This is a genomic window from Sphaerisporangium flaviroseum (genome assembly GCF_039537005.1).
Taxonomy (GTDB): Bacteria; Actinomycetota; Actinomycetes; order Streptosporangiales; family Streptosporangiaceae; genus Sphaerisporangium; species Sphaerisporangium flaviroseum.
The window spans coordinates 216,816-243,754 of the sequence record NZ_BAAAZR010000028.1; the positions used below are offsets into that span (position 1 = coordinate 216,816).

Annotated in this window: 24 protein-coding genes; 9 read left to right on the forward strand and 15 right to left on the reverse strand. The window is 71.7% G+C overall.

What is annotated here, in order from left to right; all coding sequences use genetic code 11:
* Positions 1-47: 47 nt before the first annotated feature.
* Genes ABD810_RS28945 through mtrA form a run of 3 tightly spaced genes read right to left on the reverse strand, consistent with a single transcriptional unit; the run spans position 48 to position 4,313 of the window.
* On the reverse strand, positions 48-1,832 hold the full coding sequence (locus ABD810_RS28945; RefSeq protein ID WP_344947362.1) for an LpqB family beta-propeller domain-containing protein: 1,785 nt from the start codon (positions 1,830-1,832) through the stop codon (positions 48-50).
* The gene (mtrB, locus tag ABD810_RS28950; RefSeq protein ID WP_344947367.1) at positions 1,822-3,594 is read right to left on the reverse strand and encodes an MtrAB system histidine kinase MtrB; all 1,773 of its coding nucleotides are present in this window, start codon (positions 3,592-3,594) and stop codon (positions 1,822-1,824) included. Before mtrB ends, ABD810_RS28945 begins: the two co-directional genes overlap by 11 nt.
* Before the next feature lie 41 nt (positions 3,595-3,635).
* Positions 3,636-4,313: an MtrAB system response regulator MtrA gene (gene mtrA / locus ABD810_RS28955; protein ID WP_214408661.1), complete on the reverse strand. Its 678-nt coding sequence runs from the start codon at positions 4,311-4,313 to the stop codon at positions 3,636-3,638.
* A gap of 303 nt (positions 4,314-4,616) precedes the next feature.
* Here mtrA and ABD810_RS28960 point away from each other — a divergent pair, with 303 nt between their 5' ends.
* From ABD810_RS28960 to ABD810_RS28985, 6 genes are all read left to right on the forward strand, one after another.
* Positions 4,617-5,999 (forward strand): DUF7847 domain-containing protein, encoded by a 1,383-nt coding sequence (locus ABD810_RS28960; protein ID WP_344947389.1) that lies wholly within the window; start codon positions 4,617-4,619, stop codon positions 5,997-5,999.
* Entirely contained in the window at positions 5,996-6,664 is a 669-nt protein-coding gene (locus ABD810_RS28965) for a DUF4129 domain-containing protein (protein ID WP_344947392.1), read from the forward strand. The genes ABD810_RS28960 and ABD810_RS28965 overlap by 4 nt, the downstream gene beginning before the upstream one ends.
* Positions 6,661-7,842 carry a DUF4350 domain-containing protein gene (locus ABD810_RS28970; RefSeq protein ID WP_344947395.1) on the forward strand — a complete coding sequence of 394 codons (1,182 nt, stop codon included), beginning with the start codon at positions 6,661-6,663 and terminating at the stop codon, positions 7,840-7,842. Before ABD810_RS28965 ends, ABD810_RS28970 begins: the two co-directional genes overlap by 4 nt.
* Before the next feature lie 23 nt (positions 7,843-7,865).
* A complete protein-coding gene (locus ABD810_RS28975) occupies positions 7,866-8,933 on the forward strand; it encodes an AAA family ATPase (RefSeq protein WP_344947398.1) in 1,068 nt (355 codons plus the stop codon).
* Positions 8,933-10,327 (forward strand): DUF58 domain-containing protein, encoded by a 1,395-nt coding sequence (locus ABD810_RS28980; RefSeq protein WP_344947401.1) that lies wholly within the window; start codon positions 8,933-8,935, stop codon positions 10,325-10,327. The genes ABD810_RS28975 and ABD810_RS28980 overlap by 1 nt, the downstream gene beginning before the upstream one ends.
* A 133-nt stretch (positions 10,328-10,460) precedes the next feature.
* Positions 10,461-12,137, forward strand: a complete 1,677-nt coding sequence (locus ABD810_RS28985) for a penicillin-binding transpeptidase domain-containing protein (RefSeq protein ID WP_344947404.1) — start codon at positions 10,461-10,463, stop codon at positions 12,135-12,137.
* A 33-nt stretch (positions 12,138-12,170) separates the two neighbouring features.
* Here ABD810_RS28985 and ABD810_RS28990 read toward each other — a convergent pair whose 3' ends face one another.
* Positions 12,171-13,160: a stage II sporulation protein M gene (locus ABD810_RS28990; RefSeq protein ID WP_344947407.1), complete on the reverse strand. Its 990-nt coding sequence runs from the start codon at positions 13,158-13,160 to the stop codon at positions 12,171-12,173.
* A gap of 39 nt (positions 13,161-13,199) precedes the next feature.
* Here ABD810_RS28990 and ABD810_RS28995 point away from each other — a divergent pair, with 39 nt between their 5' ends.
* On the forward strand, positions 13,200-14,204 hold the full coding sequence (locus ABD810_RS28995; RefSeq protein WP_344947410.1) for an RDD family protein: 1,005 nt from the start codon (positions 13,200-13,202) through the stop codon (positions 14,202-14,204).
* 195 nt (positions 14,205-14,399) lie between these two features.
* On the opposite strand, the gene ABD810_RS29000 is transcribed toward ABD810_RS28995, so the two are convergent.
* The 6 genes from ABD810_RS29000 to ahcY form a co-directional block, all read right to left on the reverse strand.
* Positions 14,400-15,362: an ABC transporter permease gene (locus ABD810_RS29000; protein ID WP_344947413.1), complete on the reverse strand. Its 963-nt coding sequence runs from the start codon at positions 15,360-15,362 to the stop codon at positions 14,400-14,402.
* Positions 15,363-15,365: 3 nt separating this feature from the next.
* Entirely contained in the window at positions 15,366-16,373 is a 1,008-nt protein-coding gene (locus ABD810_RS29005) for an ABC transporter permease (RefSeq protein ID WP_344947416.1), read from the reverse strand.
* On the reverse strand, positions 16,370-17,437 hold the full coding sequence (locus ABD810_RS29010) for an ABC transporter ATP-binding protein (RefSeq protein ID WP_344947419.1): 1,068 nt from the start codon (positions 17,435-17,437) through the stop codon (positions 16,370-16,372). Before ABD810_RS29010 ends, ABD810_RS29005 begins: the two co-directional genes overlap by 4 nt.
* Positions 17,438-17,563: 126 nt before the next feature.
* On the reverse strand, positions 17,564-18,595 hold the full coding sequence (locus ABD810_RS29015; protein WP_344947422.1) for an ABC transporter ATP-binding protein: 1,032 nt from the start codon (positions 18,593-18,595) through the stop codon (positions 17,564-17,566).
* A gap of 381 nt (positions 18,596-18,976) precedes the next feature.
* Entirely contained in the window at positions 18,977-20,227 is a 1,251-nt protein-coding gene (locus ABD810_RS29020; RefSeq protein WP_344947425.1) for an adenosylhomocysteinase, read from the reverse strand.
* 82 nt (positions 20,228-20,309) lie between these two features.
* Positions 20,310-21,737, reverse strand: coding sequence for an adenosylhomocysteinase (gene ahcY / locus ABD810_RS29025; protein WP_344947427.1), 1,428 nt, complete (start codon positions 21,735-21,737; stop codon positions 20,310-20,312).
* Positions 21,738-21,848: 111 nt separating this feature from the next.
* On the opposite strand from ahcY, the gene ABD810_RS29030 reads away from it, so the two are divergent.
* The gene (locus tag ABD810_RS29030) at positions 21,849-22,184 is read left to right on the forward strand and encodes a MerR family DNA-binding transcriptional regulator (protein ID WP_344947430.1); all 336 of its coding nucleotides are present in this window, start codon (positions 21,849-21,851) and stop codon (positions 22,182-22,184) included.
* A 27-nt stretch (positions 22,185-22,211) separates the two neighbouring features.
* Here ABD810_RS29030 and ABD810_RS29035 read toward each other — a convergent pair whose 3' ends face one another.
* The 5 genes from ABD810_RS29035 to ABD810_RS29055 all read right to left on the reverse strand — a co-directional run bounded on the left by ABD810_RS29035 (position 22,212) and on the right by ABD810_RS29055 (position 26,331).
* Entirely contained in the window at positions 22,212-23,174 is a 963-nt protein-coding gene (locus ABD810_RS29035; protein ID WP_344947433.1) for a cation diffusion facilitator family transporter, read from the reverse strand.
* Between the two features lie 66 nt (positions 23,175-23,240).
* Positions 23,241-24,362: an SIS domain-containing protein gene (locus tag ABD810_RS29040; RefSeq protein ID WP_344947436.1), complete on the reverse strand. Its 1,122-nt coding sequence runs from the start codon at positions 24,360-24,362 to the stop codon at positions 23,241-23,243.
* Positions 24,359-24,538 (reverse strand): Trm112 family protein, encoded by a 180-nt coding sequence (locus tag ABD810_RS29045; RefSeq protein ID WP_344947848.1) that lies wholly within the window; start codon positions 24,536-24,538, stop codon positions 24,359-24,361. The genes ABD810_RS29040 and ABD810_RS29045 overlap by 4 nt, the downstream gene beginning before the upstream one ends.
* A complete protein-coding gene (locus ABD810_RS29050) occupies positions 24,535-25,890 on the reverse strand; it encodes a phosphomannomutase/phosphoglucomutase (protein WP_344947439.1) in 1,356 nt (451 codons plus the stop codon). The genes ABD810_RS29045 and ABD810_RS29050 overlap by 4 nt, the downstream gene beginning before the upstream one ends.
* Before the next feature lie 75 nt (positions 25,891-25,965).
* Positions 25,966-26,331 carry a DUF3499 domain-containing protein gene (locus ABD810_RS29055; RefSeq protein WP_344947442.1) on the reverse strand — a complete coding sequence of 122 codons (366 nt, stop codon included), beginning with the start codon at positions 26,329-26,331 and terminating at the stop codon, positions 25,966-25,968.
* A 140-nt stretch (positions 26,332-26,471) separates the two neighbouring features.
* Here ABD810_RS29055 and ABD810_RS29060 point away from each other — a divergent pair, with 140 nt between their 5' ends.
* Complete coding sequence (locus tag ABD810_RS29060) at positions 26,472-26,936, forward strand: metallopeptidase family protein (protein ID WP_344947445.1); 465 nt, start codon at positions 26,472-26,474, stop codon at positions 26,934-26,936.
* The last annotated feature ends 3 nt before the right edge of the window (positions 26,937-26,939 follow it).

Here is a 26,939-nt window from a genome sequence, read left to right on the forward strand (position 1 = left end):
GCCCCTAGCCGCCCCCAGGGCCTCCTCGCGCCCGCCCGGCCGCGAGGTCAGCCCAGCGGGTAGACCGGGATGCCCGCTCCGCGCTCGATCAGCGTGATCCATGTCCTCTTCTGCCGGCTCCAGACCAGCACCCCGCCGTCCGCCGTGCCGGCGAGGACCTCGGACGGATCGGGGGCCGCGGAGATGGACTCGATGCGGGTGGCGGCCTTGGGCTCCTCGTCCCGCACCCCCTCCGTGACCGACCACGGGGTGAGCACGCGGTCCGGCTTGGTGTTGGTGAGGACCAGGAGCGTGCTGGCGTCCCGCCAGGCGATGTCGGTGATCTCCTGGCTCTTCTCGGCCGGGACCAGCGTGCGCAGGTTCTGGATCGCCCAGGAGGACCTGTTGATCGATCCCACCATGACCCGCTGGCCGTGCCCGTCGTCGGAGATGACGGCCACGCGGGAGCCGTCCCTGGCGACGCGGAACGCCTTGACGTCGGTGGACTCCAGGCCCGGCGCGCTCACCGGGAACTGACGCGAGGGGTCGTGCGCCCGTAGCACCTCGGACTTGCGGGGACCCTGCCGGGAGACCGTCCAGAGATCGCCGTAGCGGTCCCACGACGGCGGGGTGAGCTTGGCCCCCTCCAGCCAGCGCTGCCACTGGCTTCCCGGGGTGAGCCCGCTGACCCACACCCCGCCCTGCTTCTCCAGGGCGGCCACCTTGGGCGGCTGCTCACCGGACACGGCGAGGTGGGTGAACTGCCGCGCCTGGACCGGGCCGATGCCCGGCATGACGGGGTTCTTGCGCTCCTGGTCCACGAGGTGCAGCTTGCCCTGCTGCAGGTAGTAGGCGCTGGGCGAGGAGGTCAGCACATCAGGGTCGAAGCGGTCGTAGTCGTGCGGTTCGATGAAGAACGGCCCGCCGGGGAACTGCTCGCCGTTGACCCTCACCTCGATGCGCCGCGACTCGGTGAGCGGTTTCAGCGTCCACCTGAGCTGCGCGGACAGCGCCTCCCTGTTGGTGGTGGCCCTGGCCGAGTCGACGATGCCGTAGGTGAAGTCGACCACGACGGTGTCACCCTCGACGAAGACGTCGTTGACGTCGTCGTCCTGTCCGAAGGCGGACTCGACGGCGCCCCTGAGCGGCGCGGTCGGCCCGACGAGCAACCGACCGACCAGCGACTTGCCCAGTCCCTCGCTGGGATTGATCGGCACCCACACCCGGTCGGCCACCAGGCCCGCCGACTGGTGGGCCGCGAAATACAGGTCGAAGGACCGGTAAGCCCGCTTGAAGTCGTCGCTGGACAGCAGCAGCCCCGGGGGCGCGGCGGAGATGCGCCACTGGCCATCCACCTTGACCAGGGTGAAGTCCTTGCTCAGCTCGCTCGACGAGGCGTTCGGCACGTAGTGACCGTCGCCGTCGAGCGTGCCCTGGGTGATGGCCTTCAGCTCCACCTGGGCCGTCTGGACGTCCCCGGTCGAGTCACCGCCGGGCTTCCTGTCGTCGTAGATGGTCACCGAGTCGAAGGGACTCCAGGTGCGCCGGGCCTCCCCGGTGAGGTACTGCCGGGCCACCGAGCGCAGGGGATCGTCGAAGCTCGCCGCCGCGGCGAGGAAGCCGTTGACGATCTCCAGGGGCGTGCCCTTCGGCTTGGGCAGGGCGGCGAGGATGCGGACGTACGGCTGGCTGAGCGGATCGCCTTCGCTCTCGCCGCCGGCGGCGAAGATGGCGCCTCCGGTGGGCACGGTGGAGCACGCGGCTCCGGCCAGGATGACGACGACCGCGGCGAGCGCTCGCAGCGCCGCCTTCGATGGCACCCGCGGGGCCCGGGGGACGGCGCTAGTCGGCATCGAAACCTCCCTCGATGGCCGGGGACAGGACCGGCGTGGCCTGCCCTCTCCAGGTGCGCCGCATCTCGATCTCCGGTGGCACCAGCGGCAGCGGGGAGCCGCGCAGCTCCGCCCCGGCCTGCCGGGGCAGCGACAGGCGGAACTGGGAGCCCTCGCCCGGCATGCCCCACGCCTGCAGCCAGCCTCCGTGCAGCATGGCGTCCTCGCGGGAGATCGCCAGGCCCAGGCCGGTGCCGCCGATGGTGCGGGCCCGTGACGGGTCGGCCCGCCAGAACCGGTCGAAGACCATGTTCTCCTCGCCGGGCTTGAGCCCGACCCCGTGGTCGCGTACGGCCACCGCCACCGTGTCGCGGTCGGCGCCCAGCGTGACCACGATGTCGCGGCTCTCGCCGTGCTCGATGGCGTTGACCAGCAGGTTGCGCAGGATGCGCTCCACCCGGCGGCTCTCGACCTCGGCCATGCAGGGCTCGTTGGGAAGCCGCAGGTCGAGGCGGGTGGCCTTGCGCTCGGCGAGCGGCTGGGAGTCGCCGACCGCCCTGAGGACCACATCGCGCATGTCGACCGAGTCGATGTCGAGCGTGGCGGCCCCGGCGTCGTACCGGCTGATCTCCAGCAGGTCGGCGAGCATGGACTCGAAGCGGTTGAGCTGGTTCTGCATGAGCTCGGCCGACCGGGCGGCGGCGGGATCGAAGTCCTCGCGGCTCTCGTAGAGCAGGTCGGCCGCCATGCGAACCGTGGTCAGCGGGGTGCGCAGCTCGTGGGAGACGTCGGAGACGAACTGCCGCTGGACGTGCGACAGCTCCTCCAACTGGTGGATCTTCAGTGCCAGGGTGGAGGCCATCTCGTTGAAGGAGGTCGCGAGGCGGGCGAGGTCGTCCTCGCCCCGCACTTTCAGCCGCTCCTCCAGCCTCCCGGCCGCGAGCCGCTCCGCCGCCTGGCGCGTCAGCCGCACGGGGGTCACGACCTGCCGGGTGACCAGGGAGGCGATGGCCGCGAGCAGCAGGACCAGTGCCACGCCGACGAAGATGAGCCACTGCTGGACCGCGGACAGCGTGCCGACGTCGTCTTCGAGCGGGAAGAAGTGGTAGACCTCGTAGTCGTCGCCGTACACGTTGGGCACCAGCGCGCCGATCGCCAGCGCCGGCACCGGCCGGTTCTCGCCCGCGTAGAACATCGAGGTGTACTGCCCCTGGGGCTGGCCCTGCGCCTGCCGCACCTTGTCGCGCAGCTTGGGGGTCACGCTCTTCGGATCGATGTCGCCGGTGCCGCGGTCCTCACCGACCTCGCGCACGTTGAGGATCAGGACGCTGTAGCGGGAGTCGGCCCGCTGGGCGAGGGCCCAGGCCGCCTGGTCGACCGCGCTCTTCATCGTGATCGCGGAGCTGTCGTCCTCCTGGGCGGCCGCGTCCTGCTTGACCCCGGCGAGCGTCGGCTGGCTGTTGAGGTAGCTCGCCACCGTCGTCACGTTGGCCCGCGCCTCGGCCGTCGCGGAGTTGACGCGGCCCCGGAGCACCGCCGTGTCGATCATCGACATCAGGAAGAAGCCCAGCACCGCGACCACGATCATGGAGATGACCAGCGTGCTCGTGACGACCCTCAGCTGGAGGGAGCGCCGCCAGGCCCGGCGTATCCGCCCCGCGGCGCGCCGTGCTCGCCTGCGGACGCCGCGGACGATCTGGCGGGGCGTACGCCGGGCTTTCTTCTTCGTCTTGGGCCCTCCCGTGGTGCGGGCGGAGCCGGAAGACAGGGGGGGAGGGGCCATGGGGATGTCCAGGGGTCACAGCGTGGGAGCGGCCTCGCCGCTTACGCCGGGCCTGCCTTGTAGCCTACGCCGCGCACCGTGACCACGATCTCGGGGTGCTCGGGGTCCTTCTCGATCTTGGCGCGGAGCCGCTGCACGTGCACGTTGACCAGGCGGGTGTCGGCCGCGTGGCGGTAGCCCCAGACCTGCTCCAGCAGCACCTCGCGGGTGAACACCTGGCGCGGCTTGCGGGCGAGCGCGACCAGCAGGTCGAACTCCAGCGGGGTGAGGTTGACGGTCTCGTCCTCGCGCTTGACCGAGTGGCCCGCGACGTCGATGGTGATGTCGCCGATCTGGAGCACCTCGGGCGTCGGCTCGTCGGTGCGGCGCAGCCGCGCCCGCACCCGTGCCACGAGCTCCTTGGGCTTGAAGGGCTTGACGATGTAGTCGTCGGCTCCGGACTCCAGGCCGAGCACCACGTCGATGGTGTCGCTCTTGGCCGTCAGCATGACGATCGGCACGCCGGACTCGGCGCGGATACGGCGGCACACGTCGATGCCGTCGGCGCCGGGCAGCATCAGGTCGAGAAGTACCAGGTCGGGACGGGTGTCACGGAACGCGTCGAGCGCCTTGTCCCCGTCGGACACGAACGACGGCTCGAAGCCCTCGCCTCGAAGGACAATGCCAAGCATCTCGGCGAGAGCGGCGTCGTCGTCGACGACCAGCACGCGACCTTTCATGGCCCCTCATTCGTTATGCACAGTTTTGGAGTTGAGGCGGAAGCCGTACGACCGACCGAAGGTTACCTGCGAGTCATCGCTGGGTGATAAACGGCCGAACATTGGCTTCACCAAAAGCCGAATTTTAGGCGCAGGTTACGGAACCCGCCAATGATCTGGCTCGATGAGCTTGTCACGTGGCGTGGCGCGGACCCGTTCGGCCCTTCACCAAGCATGCGCCATGTGGGTCCTATTCGGCCATCCCACGCCTTGATCGCTTGACTGGCCACCACGAAGAGCGGTGCGACATGCCAGGATTGGGATATGTCAGACGGTCACGGCTCCGAGCCCAGCACGCCCCCCCGTTGGGCGGAGAACCAGCCTCCGCCATACGCCGGCCAGGGCCAGACGCCGTGGACCGCCCCCGGCGACTCAGGCCCTCCCGCCGATGCCCCGCCTTCGGGCCAGGTCCCCGCAGGTCAGGCGGCCCAGGGCCAGGTGGTCCCCGGGCAGGCCCCGCCGTATGGGCAGCCTCCGCAGGGGCCGCCCTCATACGCTCCCCACGACGGCCGGGCCCAGCCCCCGTACGGGCAGGCGCCGTACGGGCCCTACGGTCAGGCGCCCGGATACGGCCGGCCGTCCGGCTACCACCCGCCGCCCCAGGCGCTGCGACCGGGGATCATCCCGCTGCGTCCGCTGGCCCTCGGCGACATCCTCGACGGAACGATCAAGCTGATCCGCTCCAACCCCAAGGCCACGCTCGGCCTGTCGGCCATCGCCGCGGCGATCGGCACGCTTCCCCTGGCGATCGGCCAGGCGGTGTACTACCGCTCCATGGGCGACCTGCTGGCGAACCCCTCGGCTCTTGAGTCGGGCTCCGAGGTGCCGGTGGGCGGCTTGGTCGCCCAGCTAGGCGGGGCCCTCCTCTCGCTGATCATCCAGTTCTTCCTGGTCACCGTGCTGACCGGCATCCTGACGCGGGTGCTCGGCCGGTCGGTGTTCGGCGGGCGGATCACCGTCGGGGAGGCCTGGCGCCTCACCCGGTCCCGTCTGCCCGCGCTGTTCGGCCTGGCCCTTCTCACCGGCCTGATCGCGCTGGCGCCGCTCGCCGTCGCCGTCGCGCTGGTGGTGGGCCTCTACGCCGCGGGCGCCGGCGTGGGAGCCCTCGTGGGCGTCAGCCTGCTCCTCGCCCTCGCCTACTTGGCGTACGCCCTGTTCATCAGCACCCATCTGGCCCTGGCCGCTCCGGCCGTGGTGCTGGAGCGGCGTGGGGTCATCGACTCCATGCGCAGGTCGTGGTCGCTGGTCAGAGGCAGTTTCTGGCGCGTGCTCGGTATTCTGCTGCTGACCCAGATCATGGTGGGCTTCCTCGGCGGCATCCTGTCGGTGCCGATCAACATCGTCAGCGTCGTCGTGATCTTCGCCGGCCAGGGGAGCCTGGCGGCCACGGTGATCACGACGATCCTGTTCACCCTCGGCGGCATCCTGAGCTCCATGATCACCTACCCCATCCAGGCCGGGGTCAACGGGCTGCTCTACACCGACCGGCGGATGCGCGCCGAGGCGTTCGACCTCGTGCTGCAGACCGCCGCGATCGAGCAGCAGCGTCAGGGCTGGGTCCCCGCCACCGCCGACGAGTTGTGGCACCCCTCCCACGCCGCCGGCGCGGCCGGCCCCCAGCCCACCGGCACCCCCGGAGCGCCGTGATCGTCACTGTGATCCCCGCCGTGACCGGCGCCATGGTGCTCGACGACATCGGGCGGGACGAGGCGCGCCGCAGGGCCGTCGAAGAGCTCATCAAGCCCGAGTACCAGCAGGAGTCGCTGGCCGAGCGCATTTTCAGGACCATCCAGGACTTCGTCGACGGCCTGACCGACAGCGCGCCCAAGGGCGTGGCCGGGGGCGTGTTCGCGCTGGCCATCGTGCTGCTCATCGTCGCCGCGCTGGTCGCCCTCATCGCCTGGCAGGCCCGGAGGGCCACCCGCGCCCACCGGGCCGCGGCCGACGGCCTCTTCGGGCCGCGGGAGCGCACGGCCGCGGAGCACCGGGCCGAGGCCGATCGCCTCGCCGGGGAGTCGCGCTGGTCGGAGGCCATCCGTGAACGGCTTCGCGCCATCGCCCGCGACCTGGAACACCGGGCCATCGTGGCGCCGCAGCCGGGGCGCACGGCCGACGAGCTGGCCGAGGCCGCCGGCCGGGAGCTTCCCCCGTTCGCGGCGGGCCTGGCGGCGGCGGCCCGCCTGTTCGACGACGTGACCTATGGCGAGGTGCCGGGAACGGCGGAGGGCTACCGGACCATGGCCGATCTTGACGAGGGTCTCCGCGCCGCCAGACCGGCCGCGCGCGCGACCACCCCGGCGGGCGCCCCGTGACCGTCACCGCGTCCGAGCGCGCCAACGCTCCTGCCGAGCCCTCGACCTCCACGTCCCCGACGGCGCGGAGCATGTGGCGCCGCAACCGGGGCATGATCGTCCTTGGCGTGCTGGTGATCCTCGTCGCCGCGCTCACCGCGCTGTTCACCGGCGCCTCCACGGAGAACCGCCGGCTGGACCCCGCGGACACGACGCTCGCGGGAAGCAAGGCCCTCGCCCAGATCCTGGCCCGGCGCGGCGTTCAGGTCGAGCGGGTCTCGACCCTCGCGGAGGTCGTCCGGCTCGACGGGCCGGGCGCGCAGCTCCTGGTGTCCGGCACCTCGTTCCTCAGCCGGGACGACATCAAGGGACTCTCCCGCACCCGGGCCGACCGGTTGATCGTCGGTTCGGTGAACGGCCTGTCCACCCTGGCCCCGGGCATCACGCCCAGCACCGAGGCGGCCGTGCGATCGAGGGAGCCGGGCTGCGACCTGCCGCCCGTGGCCCGCGCGGGAAGCGCGTACATGGGCGGCGCGGCGCTCACCGTGCCCGCCGGGGCCGTGGGCTGCTATCCCTCGGCCGACGGGCCGACCCTCGTGCGCACGTCCGGATCTCCCACGATCACCGTCGTCGGCGACGGCGGGTTCATGACCAACCAGCGGCTCGCCGAGGACGGCAACTCCGCCCTGGCGATCAACCTCGCGGGCGCCAGGCCCGTGCTCATCTGGCTCGTCCCGCCGGACCGGCCTCAGGTGACGCCCGGGTCGGGGCAGGCGAGCGCCGCCGATCTGATCCCTCGGGGGCTGCCCTGGGCGGTGCTCCAGCTCTGCGTCGCGGTGCTGGTGGTGGCGTTCTGGCGGGGCCGGCGCCTCGGTCCGGTGGTGGTCGAGCGGCTGCCCGTGATCGTCCGCGCGGCGGAGACCGTCGAGGGGCGTGGCCGCCTCTACCGTGCCCGCCGGGCCCGCGACCGCGCCTCCGCCACGTTGCGCGCGGCGTGCGTGTCGCGGCTCACCCCGCGACTGGGGCTGTCCGGCGACGCGACTCCCGACGAGATCATCGCCGCGACCGCCCTCCGAACCGGGCATGATGCGGTTTGGGTGCGTTCAGTCATGTACGGCCCGATACCGGCAACCGACGCCGGGCTCGTGGCCCTCGCGGGCCACCTCGACACCTTGGAAAGGCAGGTACGAGAGCCGTGACCACACCTCCGCCCGGAGGCCCCTTGAGCGGATCGCCCGGTCACTCCTGGCCCCAGGCGCCCTCTACGGCGTATCCGCCGCCCACGGCATCCGCGCCGGCCTCGGCCGAAGGACCCTCCGACGCCCACCAGCCTCCAGCCGCCGGCGGCGATCCGGCGAGAGACGCGCTCGGGGCGCTGCGCGCCGAGGTGGGCAAGGCGGTCGTCGGACAGGACGCCGTGGTGACGGGGCTGGTCATCGCCCTGCTGTGCCGGGGGCACGTGCTGCTGGAAGGCGTCCCCGGCGTGGCCAAGACGCTGCTCGTGCGAACGCTGTCCGCCACCCTCTCGCTCGACTTCAAGCGCGTGCAGTTCACCCCGGACCTGATGCCGGGCGATGTCACCGGCTCGCTGGTGTACGACGCCAAGACGGCGGAGTTCGCCTTCCGGGAGGGCCCGATCTTCACCAACCTGCTGCTCGCCGACGAGATCAACCGCACCCCTCCGAAGACGCAGGCCGCGCTGCTGGAGGCCATGGAGGAGCGGCAGGTCAGCGTGGACGGCTCGCCCATGAAGCTGCCCGACCCCTTCGTGGTGGTCGCCACGCAGAACCCGATCGAGTACGAAGGCACCTACCAGCTGCCGGAGGCCCAGCTCGACCGGTTCCTGCTCAAGCTGACCGTGCCGCTGCCGCCGCGCGACCAGGAGATAGCGGTGCTCGAACGCCACGCGCTGGGCTTCGATCCCAAGGACCTGTCGCACATCAAGCAGGTGGCCTCGGCCGAGGATCTCGCCGCCGGCCGGGCCCAGGTCGCGAAGCTCCACGTGGCCCCGGAGGTGCTCGGGTACGTCGTGGATCTCGCGCGGGCCACCCGCATGTCGCCCTCGCTGCAACTGGGCGTGTCCCCGCGTGGCGCCACCGCGCTGCTGGCGGCGGCCCGCGCCTGGGCGTGGCTGTCCGGCCGCTCCTATGTGACGCCGGACGACGTGAAGGCCCTGGCCAAGCCCGCCCTGCGGCACCGCGTCCAGCTCCGTCCCGAAGCCGAGCTGGAGGGCGCGACGCCGGACGGGCTGCTCGACGGCGTGCTCGCCTCGGTCCCGGTCCCCCGCTGATGGCACTGACCGGCCGCGCCGGGCTGATCGCCGCGCTGGGCGCGATCGGCGTGCTGGTCGCGCCGCGGCCCGACTACGCCGTGCTCGGCCTGCTGCTGGCGCTCGGCGCGCTGGTCGTGATCGACCTGGTGTTCGCCGGCGGGGTCCGCCCGCTGCGCTTCCAGCGCGGCGGGGAGCGTCTCGTACGGCTGGGCGAGTCGGTGACCGTTGAGCTGATCGTGGAGAACCCGGGAAGCCGGCGCGTACGGGGCAGGCTGCGGGACGCATGGCCGCCGTCGGCGGGAGCGAGCCCGCGTCACCTGCGCCTCGACGTCCCGGCCGGCGAGCGCCGCCGCCTCGTCACGACGCTGACGCCCACGCGGCGCGGCGACCGCGAGGCCGCCACGGTCACCGTGCGGTCGCTCGGGCCCCTGGGCGTCGCCGCGCGCCAGGGATCCCACCGCGTGCCCTGGAGCGTGCGGGTCCTGCCGCCCTTCCTGAGCCGCAAGCACCTGCCCGCGAAGCTGTCCAGGCTTCGCGAGCTGGAGGGACAGCACCCGGCTCTGGTGCGCGGGCAGGGGACGGAGTTCGACTCCCTGCGCGAGTACGTCGTGGGCGACGACGTGCGCTCGATCGACTGGCGTGCCACGGCCCGCCGCGCCGATGTGGTGGTGAGGACCTGGCGTCCCGAGCGGGACCGGCGGGTACTCATCGTCCTCGACACCGGCCGCACGGCCGCGGGCCGCGTCGGCGCCTCCCCCTTCCCCGTACGGCCCCACGATCTTCCGGGCGCGCCTGGCGGCGGGTCCCGTGAGCGCGCGGGCGGGGTCTCCGGCACGGCGGCCGCCGCCGGATGGCCGCGGCTCGACTGGTCGATGGACGCCGCCCTGCTCCTGGCCGCCCTCGCGACCCGCGCCGGGGACCGGGTCGACTTCCTGGCCCACGACCGGGCGGCGCGGGCGTGGATGTCCGGCGCCTCTCGTACGGACTCGCTGTCGGCGCTGGTCAACGTGATGGCCCCGATCGAGGCCGAGCTCGTCGAGGCGGACGCCGAGAGCATGGTGGCGGCCGTCATGTCGCGGGCCAAGCGGCGCTGCCTGGTCGTCCTGCTGACCGATCTCAACCCGGCGGCCATGGAGGAGGGGCTGCTGCCCGTCCTTCCTCAGCTGGCCTCGCGCCATCTCGTGCTGGTCGCCTCGGTCGCCGACCCGCGCGTCGCGGAGATGGCGCAGGGACGCGGCTCGGCCGAGCTGGTCTACGATGCCGCCGCGGCCGAGCACCTTCGCGGGGAGCGGGCCAGGCTCACCACCCGGCTACGCCGCCACGGCGTCGAGGTCGTGGACGCCGTCCCCGACGACCTGGCCCCCGCGCTCGCCGACGCCTACCTCGCGCTGAAGGCCGCCGGCCGCCTTTGACGCCGGTCCACGGAACCGGCTGGGGCGGGGCTCCGGAAGGCGTCCGCGGGCCCGGGAGGCATGGAAGGCGGCTGGTCCATGGCCGGCCACGAGCTTTACCATCTGCGTGTGGAAACCGGGAGTGTGCGGCGTCATGCGTGATCGATGGCCTCTCGCGATGCTCGCCGCGGTGGTGCTGATAGTCGCGTTCGGCGCGTTCGCGCTGGCGACCGGCCCCGATCCCGTGGACGCACAGCCCACGTCGCGGCGGTCCGGCACGCCCGCCCACTCGACCGGCGCACCGCCACAGGCCTCGACCGGCGCGCCACCACAGGCCTCGACCGGCGCCGACCCCATCGTGCCCCAGCAGACGGCCACCGGCGCTCCCGCGCAGGCACCGGCCACCACTCCGGCGCAGGCCACGCCGGAGGATCCAGGAACGACGGCGACGCGGTATCTCACCGCCTGGCAGGCCGGCGACTTCGCCACCATGACAGGGCTGGTGGCCGATCCCCCGCCCGACTTCGCCGACCGGCACCGGCGGTTCACCGCCGAACTGCGGATCTCCTCACTGTCGCTCACCCCCGGCCGGCCGCGCCGCCAGGGCGAGGACGCCGCCGAGGTGCCGTTCCAGGGCGTCCGGGAGGTCATGGGCCTGGGCCGGTGGCCGTTCTCCTCGGTCCTGCGCCTGGCACTGCGGAACGGGGCGTGGAGGGTGCTGTGGGCCCCGGAGACGCTGCACCCCTCGCTCAGGAACGGCGGCACGCTGCGGCTGAGGCAGAGCCCGGCCACCCCCGCCATTCTGACCCGCGAGGGCCGGCCGTTCCCTCCCGACAGCAAGGCGGGTGACTACTTCGCCTCGCAGGCGCCCACGGCCCCGCGCCTGACCCTGGAGGAGGTGCCTTCGGGGCGGGTGCTGCTGGCCTCCCCGTCCGAGCCCCGGCAGGCGACCCGCACCACGATCTCCGAGCCCGTGCAGGCCGCCGCCGCCCGGGCGCTCGACGGCGTCGGACCGCCCGCCGCGGTCGTGGCCGTGGACACCCAGACGGGGCAGGTGCGGGCCGTGGCGGACACGCTGGGCGGCAAGCGGGCCTTCAACGGCCTGTACCCGCCCGGTTCGACGTTCAAGGTGGTGACCGCCGCGGCGCTCCTCCGCTCCGGGCTGGCCCCGGAGTCATCGGTCGGATGCCCCGCGCGGTACACCTTGCCCAACGCCCGGAGCTTCGCCAACGACGGCGGCGCCGACCACGGCACCGTGAGCCTCACCATGGCCTTCGCGTACTCCTGCAACACCACGTTCGTGCAGCAGGCCTACGAGCGCCTGCGCGACGACCGGCTGCGCGCCGAGGCCGCCGATCGGTTCGGATTCCGGGAGAAGCCCGGACTGAGCTCCTGCCGCATCCACGCGCACAAGGACCTGAACGAGCTGGGCGCGGACTCCATCGGGCAGAACTCGGTGCAGGCCAGCCCGCTCTGCATGGCCGAGGTCGCCGCCGCGGTGGCGAGCGGCGTGTGGCGGCCCGCCATCATGACCGATGTGCCTCCCGCCGGCTCGCCGTCGCCGGTACCGCTCGACCAGAGGGTGGCCGAAGGCCTGCGGGCGATGATGAGCGCCGCGGTGACCCAGGGCACGGCCACACTGGCCGGCCTCCCCTCGGGCACCTTCGGCAAGACCGGCACCGCGGAGGTCCAAGGCGCGGGAACGCACGCCTGGTTCATCGGGTACCGCGGCTCCCTGGCCTGCGCGGTGCTGGTCCAGAACGGCGGCAGCGGCGGCGCGGTGGCGGCGCCGATCGCCGCGAAGTTACTCAAGGCGCTCCCGAGCACCTGACCTTGTACCGCCCGCGCCCCCGGCGCCGGAGCCTCAGTTCGACGGAGCCACGTCCGGGGCGCGTTCGAGGTCGCCGGTCTCGTTCGCCCGCGAAGCGCGGCGACCGAAGATCACCACGTACGCCAGGAACGCGCCCTCGGCGATCACCCCGATGCCGACGCGGGCCCAGGTGGGCAGCGGGGACGGGGTCACCATCGCCTCGATCAGGCCCGACACCAGCAGGACCACCACCAGGCCGAGCGCGACGCTCACCACGGCCCGGCCCTGCTCGGCCAGCGCCTCGGTACGCTTCCTCGGTCCAGGGTCGATGGCCGCCCAGCCCAGGCGCATGCCGACGGCGGCGGCCAGGAAGACGGCCGTCAGCTCCAGCAGGCCGTGCGGCGTGATCAGGCCGAAGAAGATGTCGAGCCGGTCACGGGAGGCCATCAGCCCGCCGGCGACTCCGACGTTCGCGGCGTTCTCCCACAGGATGTACGGGATCGGGATCCCGAGCAGGACCGAGGTCGCGATCACCTGCATCGACACCCAGGCGTTGTTGAGCCACACCTGCCCGGCGAACCCCGCCGCCGGATGCTCGGAGTAGTAGTCGGCGAAGTCGTGCTCCACGAGCTGCTTGATCTGTTCCGGGCCCGCGATGGCGGCCTGGACATCGGGATTCCGTGCCACCCACGCGCCGACCACCGTGGAGACGACCAGGAACAGCGCCGCCGTCACGGCCCACCACCACCGGGCGCGGTAGGCGACCACGGGGAAGGAGACGGCGAAGAACCGGATGAACTCCCGCCAGGCCGGCGTGTGCGTCCCGGTCACCGCCGAGCGCGCCCGCGCCACCAGCGCCGACAGACGGCCCACCAGCAGCTGGTCGGAGCCGGACCTGACGATGGACAGGTGCGTGGCGACGCGCTGGTAGAGGTCGACCATCTCGTCGACCTCCGGACCGCTCAGCGAGCCGCGGTGCCGCACCAGGGTCTCGAGCCGGTCCCATGTCGGCTTGTGCGCGGAGACAAACGCGTCGATGTCCACGCACGAGAGCCTATTGGCCCGGCGGATAGGGTGGGGGACGTGTCCGATGTCGTGACCGGCGAGGCCGTGGTCGTCGAAGTCCGGGTAGCCCAGATGGCCAGCCGCGCCGTCGCGCTGTCGATCGACCTGGCGCTGCAGTTCGCGGCGATCCTCGGGTTGAACTTCCTGCTCGGCATGCTCACGGTCGTCACCGAGGAAGCGTTCGCCGTGGCGCTCACGATCCTGCTGATCGCGCTCGTCGCCGTGGGCTATCCCGTGATCTTCGAGACGCTCAGCCGGGGGCGGAGCCTCGGCAAGCTCGCCATGGGGCTGCGGGTGGTCAGCGACGACGGAGGTCCCGAGCGGTTCCGGCAGGCGCTGTTCCGTGGCCTGTCCGGGGTGCTGGAGTTCTGGATGTTCCTGGGCGCCCCCGCGCTGATCAGCTCGCTGATATCCCCGCAGGGCAAGCGGCTCGGCGACATCTTCTCGGGCACCATCGTGATCTCCGAACGGGTGCCGCGCCAGGGCCCGCCGCTCCAGATGCCCGCTCCCCTCGCCGGCTGGGCGACGACGCTGGAGCTCTCCCGGCTGCCCGAAGACCTGGCGGCCACCGCGCGGCAGTACCTCACGCGCTGGCACCAGCTGTCCCCCCAGGTCCAGTACGACATGGGGATGCGGATCGCCGGCCAGTTCGCGTCCTTCGTCTCGCCACCGCCTCCACCGTCCGCCCCGCCCCACGCCTACCTCGCCGCGGTCCTGGCCGAGCGCCGCCGCCGCACGGAGGTGCGACTGGCACGCCAGATGCGGCAGAACTCGGCGTACGGAGCGGCCGCCTTCCGTCCCTCTCCGGGGAGATACCCGGTCATGCCGTTCAACGGGAGTCCGCCTCCGTCGCCGAACGGGTCCCCCGGCGCCGGCCGGTACCCCGCTCCGCCGCCCAGCGGGCGGCCCGTCCCGCTGCCGCCCCCGCCCGGCGCGTCTCAGGTGACGTTCGCGCCTTCCGTTTCACCGCCCCCACCAGCGGAGACGTCACCGAGCTCCGCTGGATTCATCGCCCCGGCGTAAGTTTCTCGCCAAGCTCATGCATACATCGGTAATGGTCGGGCACGGGGTGGTGCAGCGGGCTACTGGGGCATTAGCCCGCTACGTGGGAATCGGGTGTGGCCCGGCGCGAAAGGGAGAGGTCGCGCCGGGCCGCATCCAACTCCGGCGCCGGGTGACCGGCCCGCGAAAAGCGGGTCGCGGCGGTCGCCGATGTGGTCAGGCCGGCCGCACCCGGGCGTCCAGCAGGGCGTAGGCCATGTCGGCCAGCAGGTTCGCGACGACCACCACCGCAGAGGTGATCAGCACCACTCCCATGACCACCGGCAGGTCGCCGCTCACGAACGCCTGGACGGCCGCCTGGCCGACGCCGCCGAGCCCGAAGACCGACTCGGTGACGACCACGCCTCCGATGAGGGTGCCGACGTCCACACCGAGCGTCGGCACCATCGCGGTCATCACCGACCGCAGGCCGTGCCGGACGATCACGCGCCGCTCGGGTACGCCCCTGGCGCGGGCCGTACGGATGTAGTCCTCCCCCAGCACGTCCAGCATCGACCCCCGGGTGAGGCGAAGGTAGCTCGCGGCCTGCACGGTGGCGAGTGTGACCCAGGGAAGGATCAGATGCCGTGCCCACTCGGCCGGGTTCTGGGAGAGGTCCACGTAGGAGCCGGACGGGAAGATCGGCACTCCGGCATTGGTGAGCTGGAAGAACAGCAGGTACAGCAGGAGCAGCCCGATGACGAACGTCGGCATCGAGACGCCGGCGAGCGCCAGGAACGTCAGGGACCTGTCGAGGAGCGAGCGGGCCCGGGTGGCGCTGAGCACGCCGGCGCCGACGCCGACCGCGAACCACAGCACCGCCCCGCCGGCGACCAGCGACAGGGTCGGCGGCAGGTGGGCGGCGACCAGCCGTCCCACCGGCTCCCCGTTGGAGTACGACGTGCCGAGGTCGCCGCGCAGGAGCCGGCCCATGTAGCCGCCGTACCGCACGAGGATCGGCCGGTCGAGACCGAGGTCGCGCCGGACCATGTCGACCTGGTCCGGGGTGGCATGCCGCCCGGAGAGCGTACGGGCCGGGTCGCCGGGCGCCACGAAGAACATGAGGAACGTCCCGAGCGTGACCAGCCACAGCACGATCACGCCGAGCAGCACCCGCCGGATGAGGAAGCGCCGCAACATCGGTCAGCCCTCCATGGTCTTCGCGGCCCCACTCCCGCCGTCCCTGCCCTTGCCGCGGCGGCTCCGCTTGCTCAGCACACCCCCGCGCCTGCCGAAGAGCCGTTCGGTCCTCGGGTCGATGGCGTCGCGGACGCCGTCGCCCAGCAGGTTGAACGCCAGCGTGGTGACCAGCAGGGTCCCGGCGGGGAAGACGAGGTACCACCAGGCGACCCGGGAGAAGCCCTGCGCCTCGCCGAGCAGGTTTCCCCACGAGGGCGTCGGCGCGGCGATGCCGAGCCCGAGGTAGGACAGCGTCGACTCGAACACGATGGCCGCCGGGATCAGCAGGGTGACCAGCACGATGACCGGGGCGAGCAGGTTCGGCAGGATGTCGACCAACATGATGCGAGCGTCGCCGGCGCCGAGCGACCTGGCCGCCTCGACGTACTCCCTCTCCTTGATCGACAGGGTCCGGCCGCGCACGACGCCGGCGATCGCCGCCCAGGAGTAGAGCGCGATCACCCCCGCCGTCGCGGTGAGCGAGGGCCCGGCGATGGAGACGACCGCGAGGGCGAAGATCAGGTACGGGAACGACAGCACGACGTCCATCAGGCGCGACAGCAGCGTGTCGATCACCCCGCCGTAGAACCCCGCAAGCAGCCCCACGGCGACCCCGAGGACCGCCGCGAGCCCGGTGGACAGCACGCCGACGACCAGCGAGACACGGGCGCCGTACAGGACGCGGATGAACAGGTCGCGGCCGAGACGGTCGGTGCCGAACCAGAACGTGCCGTTCGGCGCGACCGGAAGCCCCTGGGCGGTCATGCCGATGTCACGGAACCGGTCGTCGGGGCCGTGGCCGCTCCACTGCGCGATGAGCGGCGCCGCGGCGGCGAGCACGAGCAGCAGCACCACGATCGCCGCCGACGCCAGCGCCACCCTGTCGGTGCGCACGCGCGCCCAGGCCAGCGCCCACGGGCCGCGCCCGGCGATGGCCTCGCCCGGGACCGCCTCCGGACGAATCCCGGTCACCGCCACCCGGCGCCCCCTTCGCCGTACGGCCGCTCGTCGTCCGGCCGAGTAGGGGAGTCCGGGCCGATCGGGAAGTCCGGGCCCATCGGGGAGTCCGGGCCGATCGGGAAGTGGCAGGCCGTCAGGTGCGTCGTGCCCTCCAGCGCCGGCTGCCGGATCGCGCAGACCTCACGCGCCCGTGGGCAGCGCGGGTGGAACCGGCAGCCGGACGGAGGGTCGACCGGGGAGGGGACGTCGCCCGTGAGGACGACGCGGGCGCGCCGGTCGGCGACGTCCGGATCGGCGACCGCCGTGGCGGCCAGCAGGGCGTCGGAGTACGGATGGCGGGGGTGCTCGTACAACTCGTCGGCCCGAGCGAGCTCGGCCACCCGCCCGAGGTACATCACCGCGATGCGGTCGCTGACATGCCGGACCACCGAGAGGTCGTGCGCGATGAACAGGTACGTCAGCCCCAGGTCGTTTTGCAGGTCCTTGAGCAGGTTGAGGATCTGGGCCTGGATCGACACGTCCAGGGCCGACACCGGCTCGTCGCAGATGATCAGCCGGGGCTTCAGCGCGAGGGCGCGGGCCACGCCGATGCGCTGCCGCTGGCCGCCGGAGAACTCGGCGGGAAAGCGGTTGTGGTGCCCCGGATCGAGCCCGACCCGTTCCATCAGCTCCGAGACCGCGCGCCGCCGCTCCCCCGGGGTGCCCACTCCATGGATGACCAGCGGGTCGGCGATGATCGACCCGACGCGCCTGCGCGGGTTCAGCGACCCGTACGGGTCCTGGAACATGACCTGGATGTCCCTGCGGAAGGGCCGCATCGCGCTCCGCGACAGGTTGGTGATGTCCTGGCCGTCGAAGCTGACCTTGCCCGCCGTCACGGGATGCAGGCCGGCGATGCACCGTGCCAGCGTGGACTTGCCGCAGCCGGCCTCCCCCACCAGGCCGAGCGTCTCGCCGGGCGCCAGGGTGAGGCTGACCCCGTCGACGGCGTGCACCTGCCCGACCGTACGGCGCAGCACGGCGCCCTCACGGATCGGGAAGTGCTTGACCAAACCGTCGACTTCGAGAAGGTTCACCCGGTCTCCGTTCACGGGGTTCCCGCCCGGCCCCGAACGCTCATCGGATCCCGGCTCCTCATCGGATCCCGGCTCTCATCGAATTCCGGCTCTCATCGGATCCCGGCTCTCATCGCGTCTCGGCTCTCATCGCGTCTCGGCCCCCGAGACGCGCAACCGCACGGCCTCCGCCTCCGCGCCGAGGCCGATGGCCTGGTGCGGCAGCCAGCACGCCGAGGCATGGTCGCCGTCCCCGGTGACCCGGCCGAGCGGCGGGCGTTCCGCCGCGCACACGGGCATGGCGTACTCGCAGCGCGGGTGGAACGCGCACCCCGGCGGCACCGCGAGCACGCTGGGCGGCCGGCCGGGGATCGGCCGGAGCCTGCCCTGCCGGACCCCCGTACTCCCGGGAATCGACTCCAGCAGGCCCTTGGTGTACGGGTGATGCGGCCGGTAGTAGGTCGTGCGCCGGTCGGCCCGCTCCACCGGGAGCCCGGCGTACATCACGATGACCTCGTCGGCGACCCTGGCGACCACCCCGAGGTCGTGGGTGAGCAGGACGAGCGCGATGCCGAACTGCTTCTGCAGCTCGGTGATCAGCTCCAGGATCTGCGCCTGGACGGTCGCGTCGAGCGCGGTGGTGGGCTCGTCGGCGACCACCAGCTTGGGGTTGAGCGCGAGCGCCATCGCGATCATCACCCGCTGCCGCATGCCGCGCGGGAACTGGTGCGGGTAGTCGTCGACCCTGCGGTCCGGCCCGGGGATGCCGACCAGGCCCAGCAACTCCACCGCCCGCCGCCGGGCCTGGGCGCGGCCGACGCCGGAGTCGTGGACGCGGATCGTTTCCGCGATCTGCCGGCCCACCTTGTAGAGCGGATGAAGGCTGGTCAACGGATCCTGAAATATCATGCTTATCTCGGCGCCACGGATCTGGCGCAGCCGCTCCTCGCCGAGCTTGAGAAGGTCCGCCCCCTCGAACAACGCGGTCCCGGAGATGTCCGCCTCGGGGAGCAGGCCGAGGATGGCCTGTGTGCTCACCGTCTTGCCGCTGCCCGACTCCCCGACGATCGCCAGCGTCCGTCCCGGCTCGACGCTGAACGACAGGCCGCGGACGGCCTGGACCAGGCCGTCCACGGCCTGGAAGCCGACCTTGAGATCTTTCACTTCGAGAAGGCTCATCGGGTCGGCGGGTCCAGCCAAGCGTTGGTGAGATCAAAGGGCTGCGAGAACAGCCGCCTGGCGTTCGTGCCGGCCATCTGCCCTCCTCGTGCCGAGATGGGATCCCGGGTGGCCGGCGGCGGGGGCCTGTGTGCCGGGTGGCCGATACAGGGCTCTGTGCCGGTACCGCGAGCGCACACCCTGCGGCCTGCCGGGCTTGCTCTCACTGAAGGAACCCATTCCGGAGGGGTGACTGTCGAGGGCGGTTACCCAACCGTTGGCGAGGCGCGATCCGTAAGTGATGCCAGTTCGATGATGAAACGTCAGCGAATCGCGACATAACGGTTCCACAGACCGGGACCATGGCCCTGGCCTGCGTCGATGATCAGAAAACGGCGGGTGTCAGGAGCCGAAGCGCCACGACCGCAGATAGTCCGCCTGGACGGCGGTGAGCGCGTCGATCTCGATGCCGGCCGCCCCCAGCTTCAGCCGCGCGACCTCCGCGTCGATCTCCGCGGGCACGTCGTACACGCCGGGCGCGAGCCGTGAGCGCTCCTCGGCGAGCCAGGCGACCGCCAGCGCCTGCGCGGAGAAGGACATGTCCATGACGGCCGCCGGATGCCCCTCCGCGGCCGTGAGGTTGACCAGACGGCCCTCGGCGAGCAGCAGGAGCCGCCGCCCGTCGGCGAGGACGTACTCGTCGGTGTGGGGCCGCACACCGAGATGGACGGTCTCCGCCATGTCCTCGAGCGCCCGCACGTCGATCTCGACGTCGAAGTGGCCGGCGTTGGCGAGGATGGCGCCGTCCCTCATCTCGGCGAGGTGCTCGCCCCGGATGACGTCGCGGTTGCCGGTGACGGTGATGAACAGGTCGCCCGCGCGCGCCGCCTCGGCCATCGGCAGCACCTCGTAGCCCTGCAGGCTGGCGTCCAGCGCCTTGACCGGGTCGATCTCGGTGACGATGACGCGGGAGCCCTGCCCCTTGGCCCGCTCGGCGACGCCGCGCCCGCAGAAGCCGAACCCCGCCACCACGACCGTGCGGCCGGCGAGCAGCGTGTTGGTCGCCCGCACGATGCCGTCGAGCGTGGACTGGCCCGTGCCGTACCTGTTGTCGAACATCCGCTTCGTACGGGTGTCGTTGACCGCCACCACGGGGAACCTCAGGGCCTGCTCGGCCGCCATCTGGCGTAGCCGGATGATGCCCGTGGTGGTCTCCTCGCACCCTCCGGTGACCCCGTCGAGCAACTCCACACGCTCGGTGTGCAGCGTGTTGACCAGGTCGCAGCCGTCGTCGAGCACGATGTCGGGCCCGATGTCGAGGGCCTGGTGGATGTGGCGGTAGTAGGTGTCACGGTCCACCCCCGCCCGTGCGTGCACGGCGACGTCGTACGAGCGCAGCGCCGCCGCCACGTCGTTCTGGGTGGACAGGGGGTTCGACGCGGCCAGGGCGATCTTGGCGCCGCCCGCCTTCAGCGCGCCGACGAACACCGCGGTCTCGGCGGTGATGTGGAGGCACGCGGCGATCTTCAGGCCCTCCAGCGGACGCGAGGCGTCGAACCGCGCCCCGATCGCCCGGAGCACCGGCATCGAGCGCAGCGCCCAGTCGATCCGCCGCTCCCCCGCCTCGGCGAGCGACGCGTCCCCGACATCCACGGTTCCCCCTGTGTTGCCTTGAGTGGCGAAAGGTCCCCGCACAGCACGCGCGGGGACCTCGCCTGGCCGGAAGGCCGGTCGATCAGTAGCGGTAGTGGTCGGGCTTGTACGGACCCTCCGGGGCCACGCCGATGTACTCGGCCTGCGCCTTGGTGAGCGTGGTCAGCTTGACGCCGAGCGCGTCGAGGTGGAGCCGCGCGACCTTCTCGTCGAGGTGCTTGGGCAGCACGTAGACGCCGATGGGGTACTGCTCGGTCTTGGTGAACAGCTCGATCTGCGCGATCACCTGGTTCGTGAAGGAGTTCGACATCACGAAGCTGGGGTGGCCGGTGGCGCAGCCGAGGTTCATCAGGCGGCCTTCGGCGAGCACGATGATCGAGTGCCCGTCGGGGAAGGTCCAGGTGTGGACCTGCGGCTTGATCTCGGTCTTCACGATGCCGGGGATCCTCGCCAGGCCGGCCATGTCGATCTCGTTGTCGAAGTGGCCGATGTTGGAGACGATCGCGTTGTGCTTCATCCGGCTCATGTGGTCGGCCGTGATGATGTCGAAGTTGCCGGTCGTGGTCACGAAGATGTCGGCGATGCCGACGACGTCCTCCAGCGTGGTGACCTGGAAGCCGTCCATGGCGGCCTGCAGCGCGCAGATCGGGTCGATCTCGGTGACGATCACGCGGGCGCCCTGGCCGCGCAGCGCGTCGGCGCAGCCCTTGCCCACGTCGCCGTAGCCGCAGATCACGGCGACCTTGCCGCCGATGAGCACGTCGGTGGCGCGGTTGAGTCCGTCGATCACGCTGTGGCGGCAGCCGTACTTGTTGTCGAACTTCGACTTGGTCACCGAGTCGTTGACGTTGATCGCCGGGAACAGGAGCGAGCCGGACTTGAACATCTCGTAGAGACGGTGGACGCCGGTCGTGGTCTCCTCGGTGACGCCCTTGATCTCCTTGGCCACGGCGGTCCAGCGGCCCTCGGGGCCGACCGTGCGGTGGAGGAGGTCGAGGATGATCTTCCACTCCTCCGCGTCCTCCTCGGAGGCGGAGGGGACGGCCCCGGCCTTTTCGTACTCGGCGCCCTTGTGGACGAGCAGGGTCGCGTCACCGCCATCGTCGAGGATCATGTTGGGGCCACCGCCGCCAGGCCAGGTGAGCGCCTGCTCGGTGCACCACCAGTACTCCTCCAGCGTCTCGCCCTTCCAGGCGAACACCGGCACGCCCTTGGGGGCGTCGACGGTACCCTCGGGGCCGACGACGACCGCGGCCGCAGCGTGGTCCTGGGTGGAGAAGATGTTGCAGCTCACCCACCGGACGTCGGCGCCGAGCGCGACGAGGGTCTCGATCAGCACGGCCGTCTGGATGGTCATGTGGAGCGAGCCCATGATCTTGGCCCCGGTCAGCGGGCGCGCCTCGGCGTACTCGCGGCGGATGGCCATCAGGCCCGGCATCTCATGCTCGGCCAGCTGGATCTCTCTGCGGCCGAAGTCGGCCAGCGCAAGGTCGGCGACCTTGAAGTCCATAGTGTGTTCTCCTCAACCCGGTCAATGCGTCACTGCGAGTTTAAGAGGCGTGCACACCCCAACGCATCCCCAGATCTGCGAACCTGACAAAAGAATGTAAGAATCAGGCGTATGCGCATCACTGAGGCGGCCAGGCGGCTTGGACTGTCCCCCCGCATGCTCCGCTACCGGGAGGCGCTCGGCCTGCTCCCGCCGACGCGTGAGAAGGGCTCGCACCGGCGGTTCGGCCCAGAGGAACTGGCCGCCGTCACCCAGGCCATGGACCTGGAGCGGCGGTTCGACGTGTCACCCGCCGAGTTGGCCTTCGGCATGCGGGTGCTCAGCGAGCCGGCGGTCGCGCAGGCCGTACGCGACCTCGGGCTGCGCATCGGCCGCATCCACGCCCCGCGCCGCGCCCTCGACTTCGAGAAGGAGAAGGCCCTGCGGCTGCTCCGCCGCGACCGCTGAGCGGCTTGGCGAGGTGAACTCGATGCCTCAGGAATGGCCCTCGTCTGCGGGCGCGGCGTTCGGCGCGGCGCCCGCCTTGTCGGGGCGATAGAGATCGGGCTCCAGGTAGATGACCCTGGCGATCGGAACGGCGTCGCGGATCCGCCGCTCGGCCCCGTCGATGCCCTGGGCGATGTCGGCGGCCGTGTCGCCGTTGTGCACGGCGATCTTCGCCGCGACCAGCAACTCCTCGGGGCCGAGGTGCAGGGTGCGCAGGTGGATGACCCTGGTGATCTCCGGGGAGCTCTCCAGAGCGGCACAGATCTTTTCCTCGGTCTCCTGCGTCGCGCTCTCGCCGATGAGCAGCGACTTGGTCTCGATCGCCAGGATCACCGCGATGATGGCCAGCAGGACGCCGATCATGAGGGTGCCGATGCCGTCCCAGACGCCGTCGCCGGTGACCACGGCCATCGTCACGCCGAAGAGCGCGAATACGAGGCCCAGCAGGGCCCCCAGGTCCTCCAGGAGCACGACGGGAAGCTCGGGGGCCTTGGCCCTGCGGACGAACGCGACCCATCCGATGTCGCCCTTGATGGCCTTGGACTCGACGATCGCGGTCCGGAACGACACCGACTCGGCCAGGATGGCGAAGATCAGCACGCCGAAGGCCCAGATCGGCGACTCCACGCCATGGGGGTGCCGGATCTTCTCGAAGCCCTCGTAGAGCGAGAACACCGCACCGATGGTGAACAGCACGACCGCGACCACGAAGGCGTAGAAGTAGCGCTCCCTGCCGTACCCGAACGGGTGCTTGCGGTTCTCGCGTTGCCTCGACCGCTTGGCTCCCAACAGGAGTAACGCCTGGTTACCGGAGTCGGCGACCGAGTGCACCGACTCGGCGAGCATCGAAGACGACCCCGTGAACAGGAACGCCACGAACTTCGCCACCGCGATCGCCAGGTTGGCCCCCAGCGCCGCGATGATCGCCTTGGTACCGCCGCCCGCGCTCACCCGCAGTCTCCACCCATCCGTCGAATCGTGCTCTTGTTCCCGCTGGCAAAGCGGTCAGCAGAGAGCTTATTGGGAAATTCGCGCCTTGAGTTCCGCGATGGCCCGCACGGGAGCCGGATCGATGCCGAAACCGAGCGCGAGGTACACGCTGCCGTAGTCGACCAGGCCCACCAGCGAGGCCAGCCGCTCCAGGGGATGCGCCCCCTCGGCGGTGATCTCGCTGACCGGCACGCCGCGATCGCCGGCCAGCCGCACCGACATCGCCCGGCGCTTGCTCACCTGGGGGTGCTCCTCCAGGTCGCGCAGCACGAACAGCCGCAGGGCCAGGGACGACGCGTCGCCGAAGATGTCGCGCTGGGCGAGCGGCCCGTCGAGGGCCGACACCTGGTTGTGGTTCGCCTCCGGGATCTCTCCCCAGATGGCGGGGTACTTGGCGTTCTCGCCGAGCTGGGTGACCAGCCGGTACGCGGCCGCGGTCGCGATCGGCGAGGTGCCCCAGACCATCGGGATCGTGTCGGCGAGCTCCAGCGCCAGCGTCTTGCCCGGGTTGATGAACGACTCGCTCGACGGGCGGCAGCGGTGCGCGACGTCCTCCAGGCGCTTGGCCGTGGACTCGACCTCGTCGGGGCCCACCTCGACCAGCCCGAGCGCCGACGCCACGGCGATCAGCGGCATGGTCAGGGCCCACAGGTTCGCCCGAGGCGGCTTGACCGCCCCGGGGACCGGCACGACCGGCACGTGCAGCCCGGAGGCCTGCTCGGCGACCGCCGCCAGCGGCGATCCCGCGCGGCCCACGGTGAGCAGGCGGCAGCCCCGGCGCACGGCCTCCCGCGCCAAGGTCAGGGTCTCCTCGGTGGTGCCCGAGCTCGACACCGCGATGACCAGGTCGGCGGCGCCGACCCAGCCGGGCAGCCGGTAGGAGCGGACGGTCAGGATGGGGATCGGCACACCGCCACCGCACACGGCGGCGAGCATGTCGCCGGCGATGGCGGAACCGCCCATGCCCGCGACCACGATCGCCCGCGGGCGGTCGCGGCCGGAGAGCCGGGAGACGCCCGCCTCCAGCGCGTCTCGGTGGGAGGTGCGCACCTGTGCACCGGAGGAGGCCACCGCGGGCAGCATGCCCGACGGGTCGCCCTCGGACAGGAACGCCGCGTCATCCAGCCGCTCGGGCTCGAACGAGCTCACGCCTTGCGAGCCTCGTCGACCAGCAGCACCGGGATGTCGTCGCGCACTGGATAGACCAGCCCGCACGTCTCGGAACTGCACGCCAGCTCATCGCTCTCGGTCACGGCGTTGAGCGGCGACTTGCAGGCCGGGCAGGCCAGGATGTCGAGCAACCAGTCATCGATCTTCACTGTCAGCTCCTCACGACGGCGAGGATCTCGTCCCGGATCGCCGCCATCGGCTTTTCGTCGGCCGCCTCGGCGTTCAACCGGAGAAGCGGCTCTGTGTTGGAGGGACGAAGGTTGAACCACCAGCCGGGCCCCGACACGGTCAGGCCGTCGAGCTCGTCCACGCTCACCCCGTCACGGCCGGCGTACAGGGCGCGGACCCGTTCCAGCGCGGCGGCCACGTCGTCGACGGCGCTGTTGATCTCGCCGGACGCGGCGTAGCGGGAGTAGGGCCGCAGGACGTCCGACAGCGGGGCGTCCTGCTCACCCAGCGCGGCCAGCACGTGCAGCGCCGCCAGCATGCCCGAGTCGGCGAACCAGAAGTCGCGGAAGTAGTAGTGGGCGGAATGCTCGCCGCCGAAGACGGCTCCGGTGCGGGCCATCTCGGCCTTGATGAAGGAGTGCCCCACCCGGGTGCGCACAGGGACCCCGCCGTGCTCGGCGATGATCTCGGGCACCGCCTTGGAGGTGATGAGGTTGTGGATCACCGTGGCGCCTGGATGCCGGGCCAGCTCGCGCGCGGCCACCAGCGCGGTGATCGTGGAGGGCGAGACGGACTCCCCACGCTCGTCGACCACCCAGCAGCGGTCGGCGTCGCCGTCGAAGGCGAGGCCGAGGTCGGCCCCCTGGTCGAGCACGGCCTTCTGCAGGTCGCGCAGGTTGTCGGGCTCGATGGGGTTCGCCTCGTGGTTGGGGAAGGTGCCGTCGAGCTCGAAGTAGAGCGCCGTCACCTCCAGTGGGAGACCCTCGAACACCGAAGGCACGGTGTGGCCGCCCATGCCGTTGCCGGCGTCCACCACGACCCTGAGCGGCCGGATGGCCGACAGATCGACCAGGCCGCGAAGGTGGGCGGCGTACCCGGCGAGCAGGTCGCGCTTGGTGATCTTCCCCGTGCGGCCCGTGGCCTGGACGCACGAGGCGAGCAACTCGGCGGCGCGGTCGCGGACCTCGGCGAGCCCGGTGCCGGTGCCCACCGGGACGGCGCCGGCGCGGCACAGCTTCATCCCGTTGTAACGGGCGGGATTGTGACTGGCCGTAAACATCACGCCGGGTAGACCCAGGCTGCCGCTGGCGTAGTAGAGCAGGTCGGTGGACCCGAGCCCCGCGTCGACCACGTCGGCGCCCCGGCCGGTCGCCCCCCGGGCGAAGGCCGCGGCGAGCGGGACGGAGGACGCGCGCATGTCGTGCGCGATCACCACGGAGCCGGCTCCGGTCACCTCGACGAAGGCCGCGCCCACTGCCTCGGCCACATCCTCGTCGAGCTCACCGGGAACGACGCCTCGGATGTCATACGCCTTGAAGATCTTGGCGAGGTCGCCCACGAACCGCTCCGCACCTAGTCACGTCCATTCGGACCGAGCCTACTGGGTGACGGTCCACGCGGGGACCGGAGCGCCTCAGCGCTCCAGGTTCTGCTGGGCGGACCGCAGGACCCGGAGGTGACCGCGCCGGCCGACCTCCACGCCCTGTCCGACGGGCTCTCCCGAGGACGGGGCCGGCCTGGCCGCCTCGCGCACGGCGTTGGCCAGGGCCTCCAGGTCATCGGTGCTCGGTTGCCCCGCCTCCGACGGCAGCCGGACGACCTCCCACCCACGCGGGGCCGTCAGCCGCTCCGCGTGGTCCGCGCACAGGTCGTAGCAGTGTGGTTCGACGTACGTGGCCAGCGGCCCGAGCACGGCGGTCGAGTCGGCGTAGACGTACGTGAGTGTGAAGACGGCAGGCTGCCTGCAGGCGGTACGGGAACAGCTGCGGACGGGGCTCACGGAGGGACCGTATCCGGTCCGCGTTCACATTGCCACCACCTGACAGCTCTTAACGAGCGTGTCGCCACAATTCGGACACGTGCCATCCGCACCTCGGGGAGTGGGCGCGGGATCGGAGAAGCACGATCTAGGCTTGCTGTGTGAGTTCGGCCCCAGGCGGCAAGGCCCGCCCCAACGGCCCGCGGCGGCGCGACCGGCACGGCCGCGGCATGCGCGGTCCGCTCGCCCCGTCGCACGTGCCCATCGCGCGCGCCAGAAGCGAGCGCTTCGACGACTTCGTGCTGGACGCGGTCGACCGGCTCAAGCCGAAGTGGGGTGGGCAGCTCTCCTCCGTCGAGTTCGCCGTCGAGGAGGTGCCCCCGGCCGACGAGCTGATCGACGGGCCCGGCAGGCTCTCCTCCGACCCCATCCCCTTCGGCCGGGTCCAGCCGGCCGCCGGCGGCTCCGCGCCCGTGGTCGTGGTCTACCGCCGCCCGCTGGAGGCGCGGGCCAGAGACCGCGACACGCTGGGCGCCCTGGTGCACGACGTGGTGGTCGAGCAGGTCGCCAACCTGCTGGGGCTCTCGCCCGACACCGTCGACCCCGGCTACGACGACCGCCACTGAAGC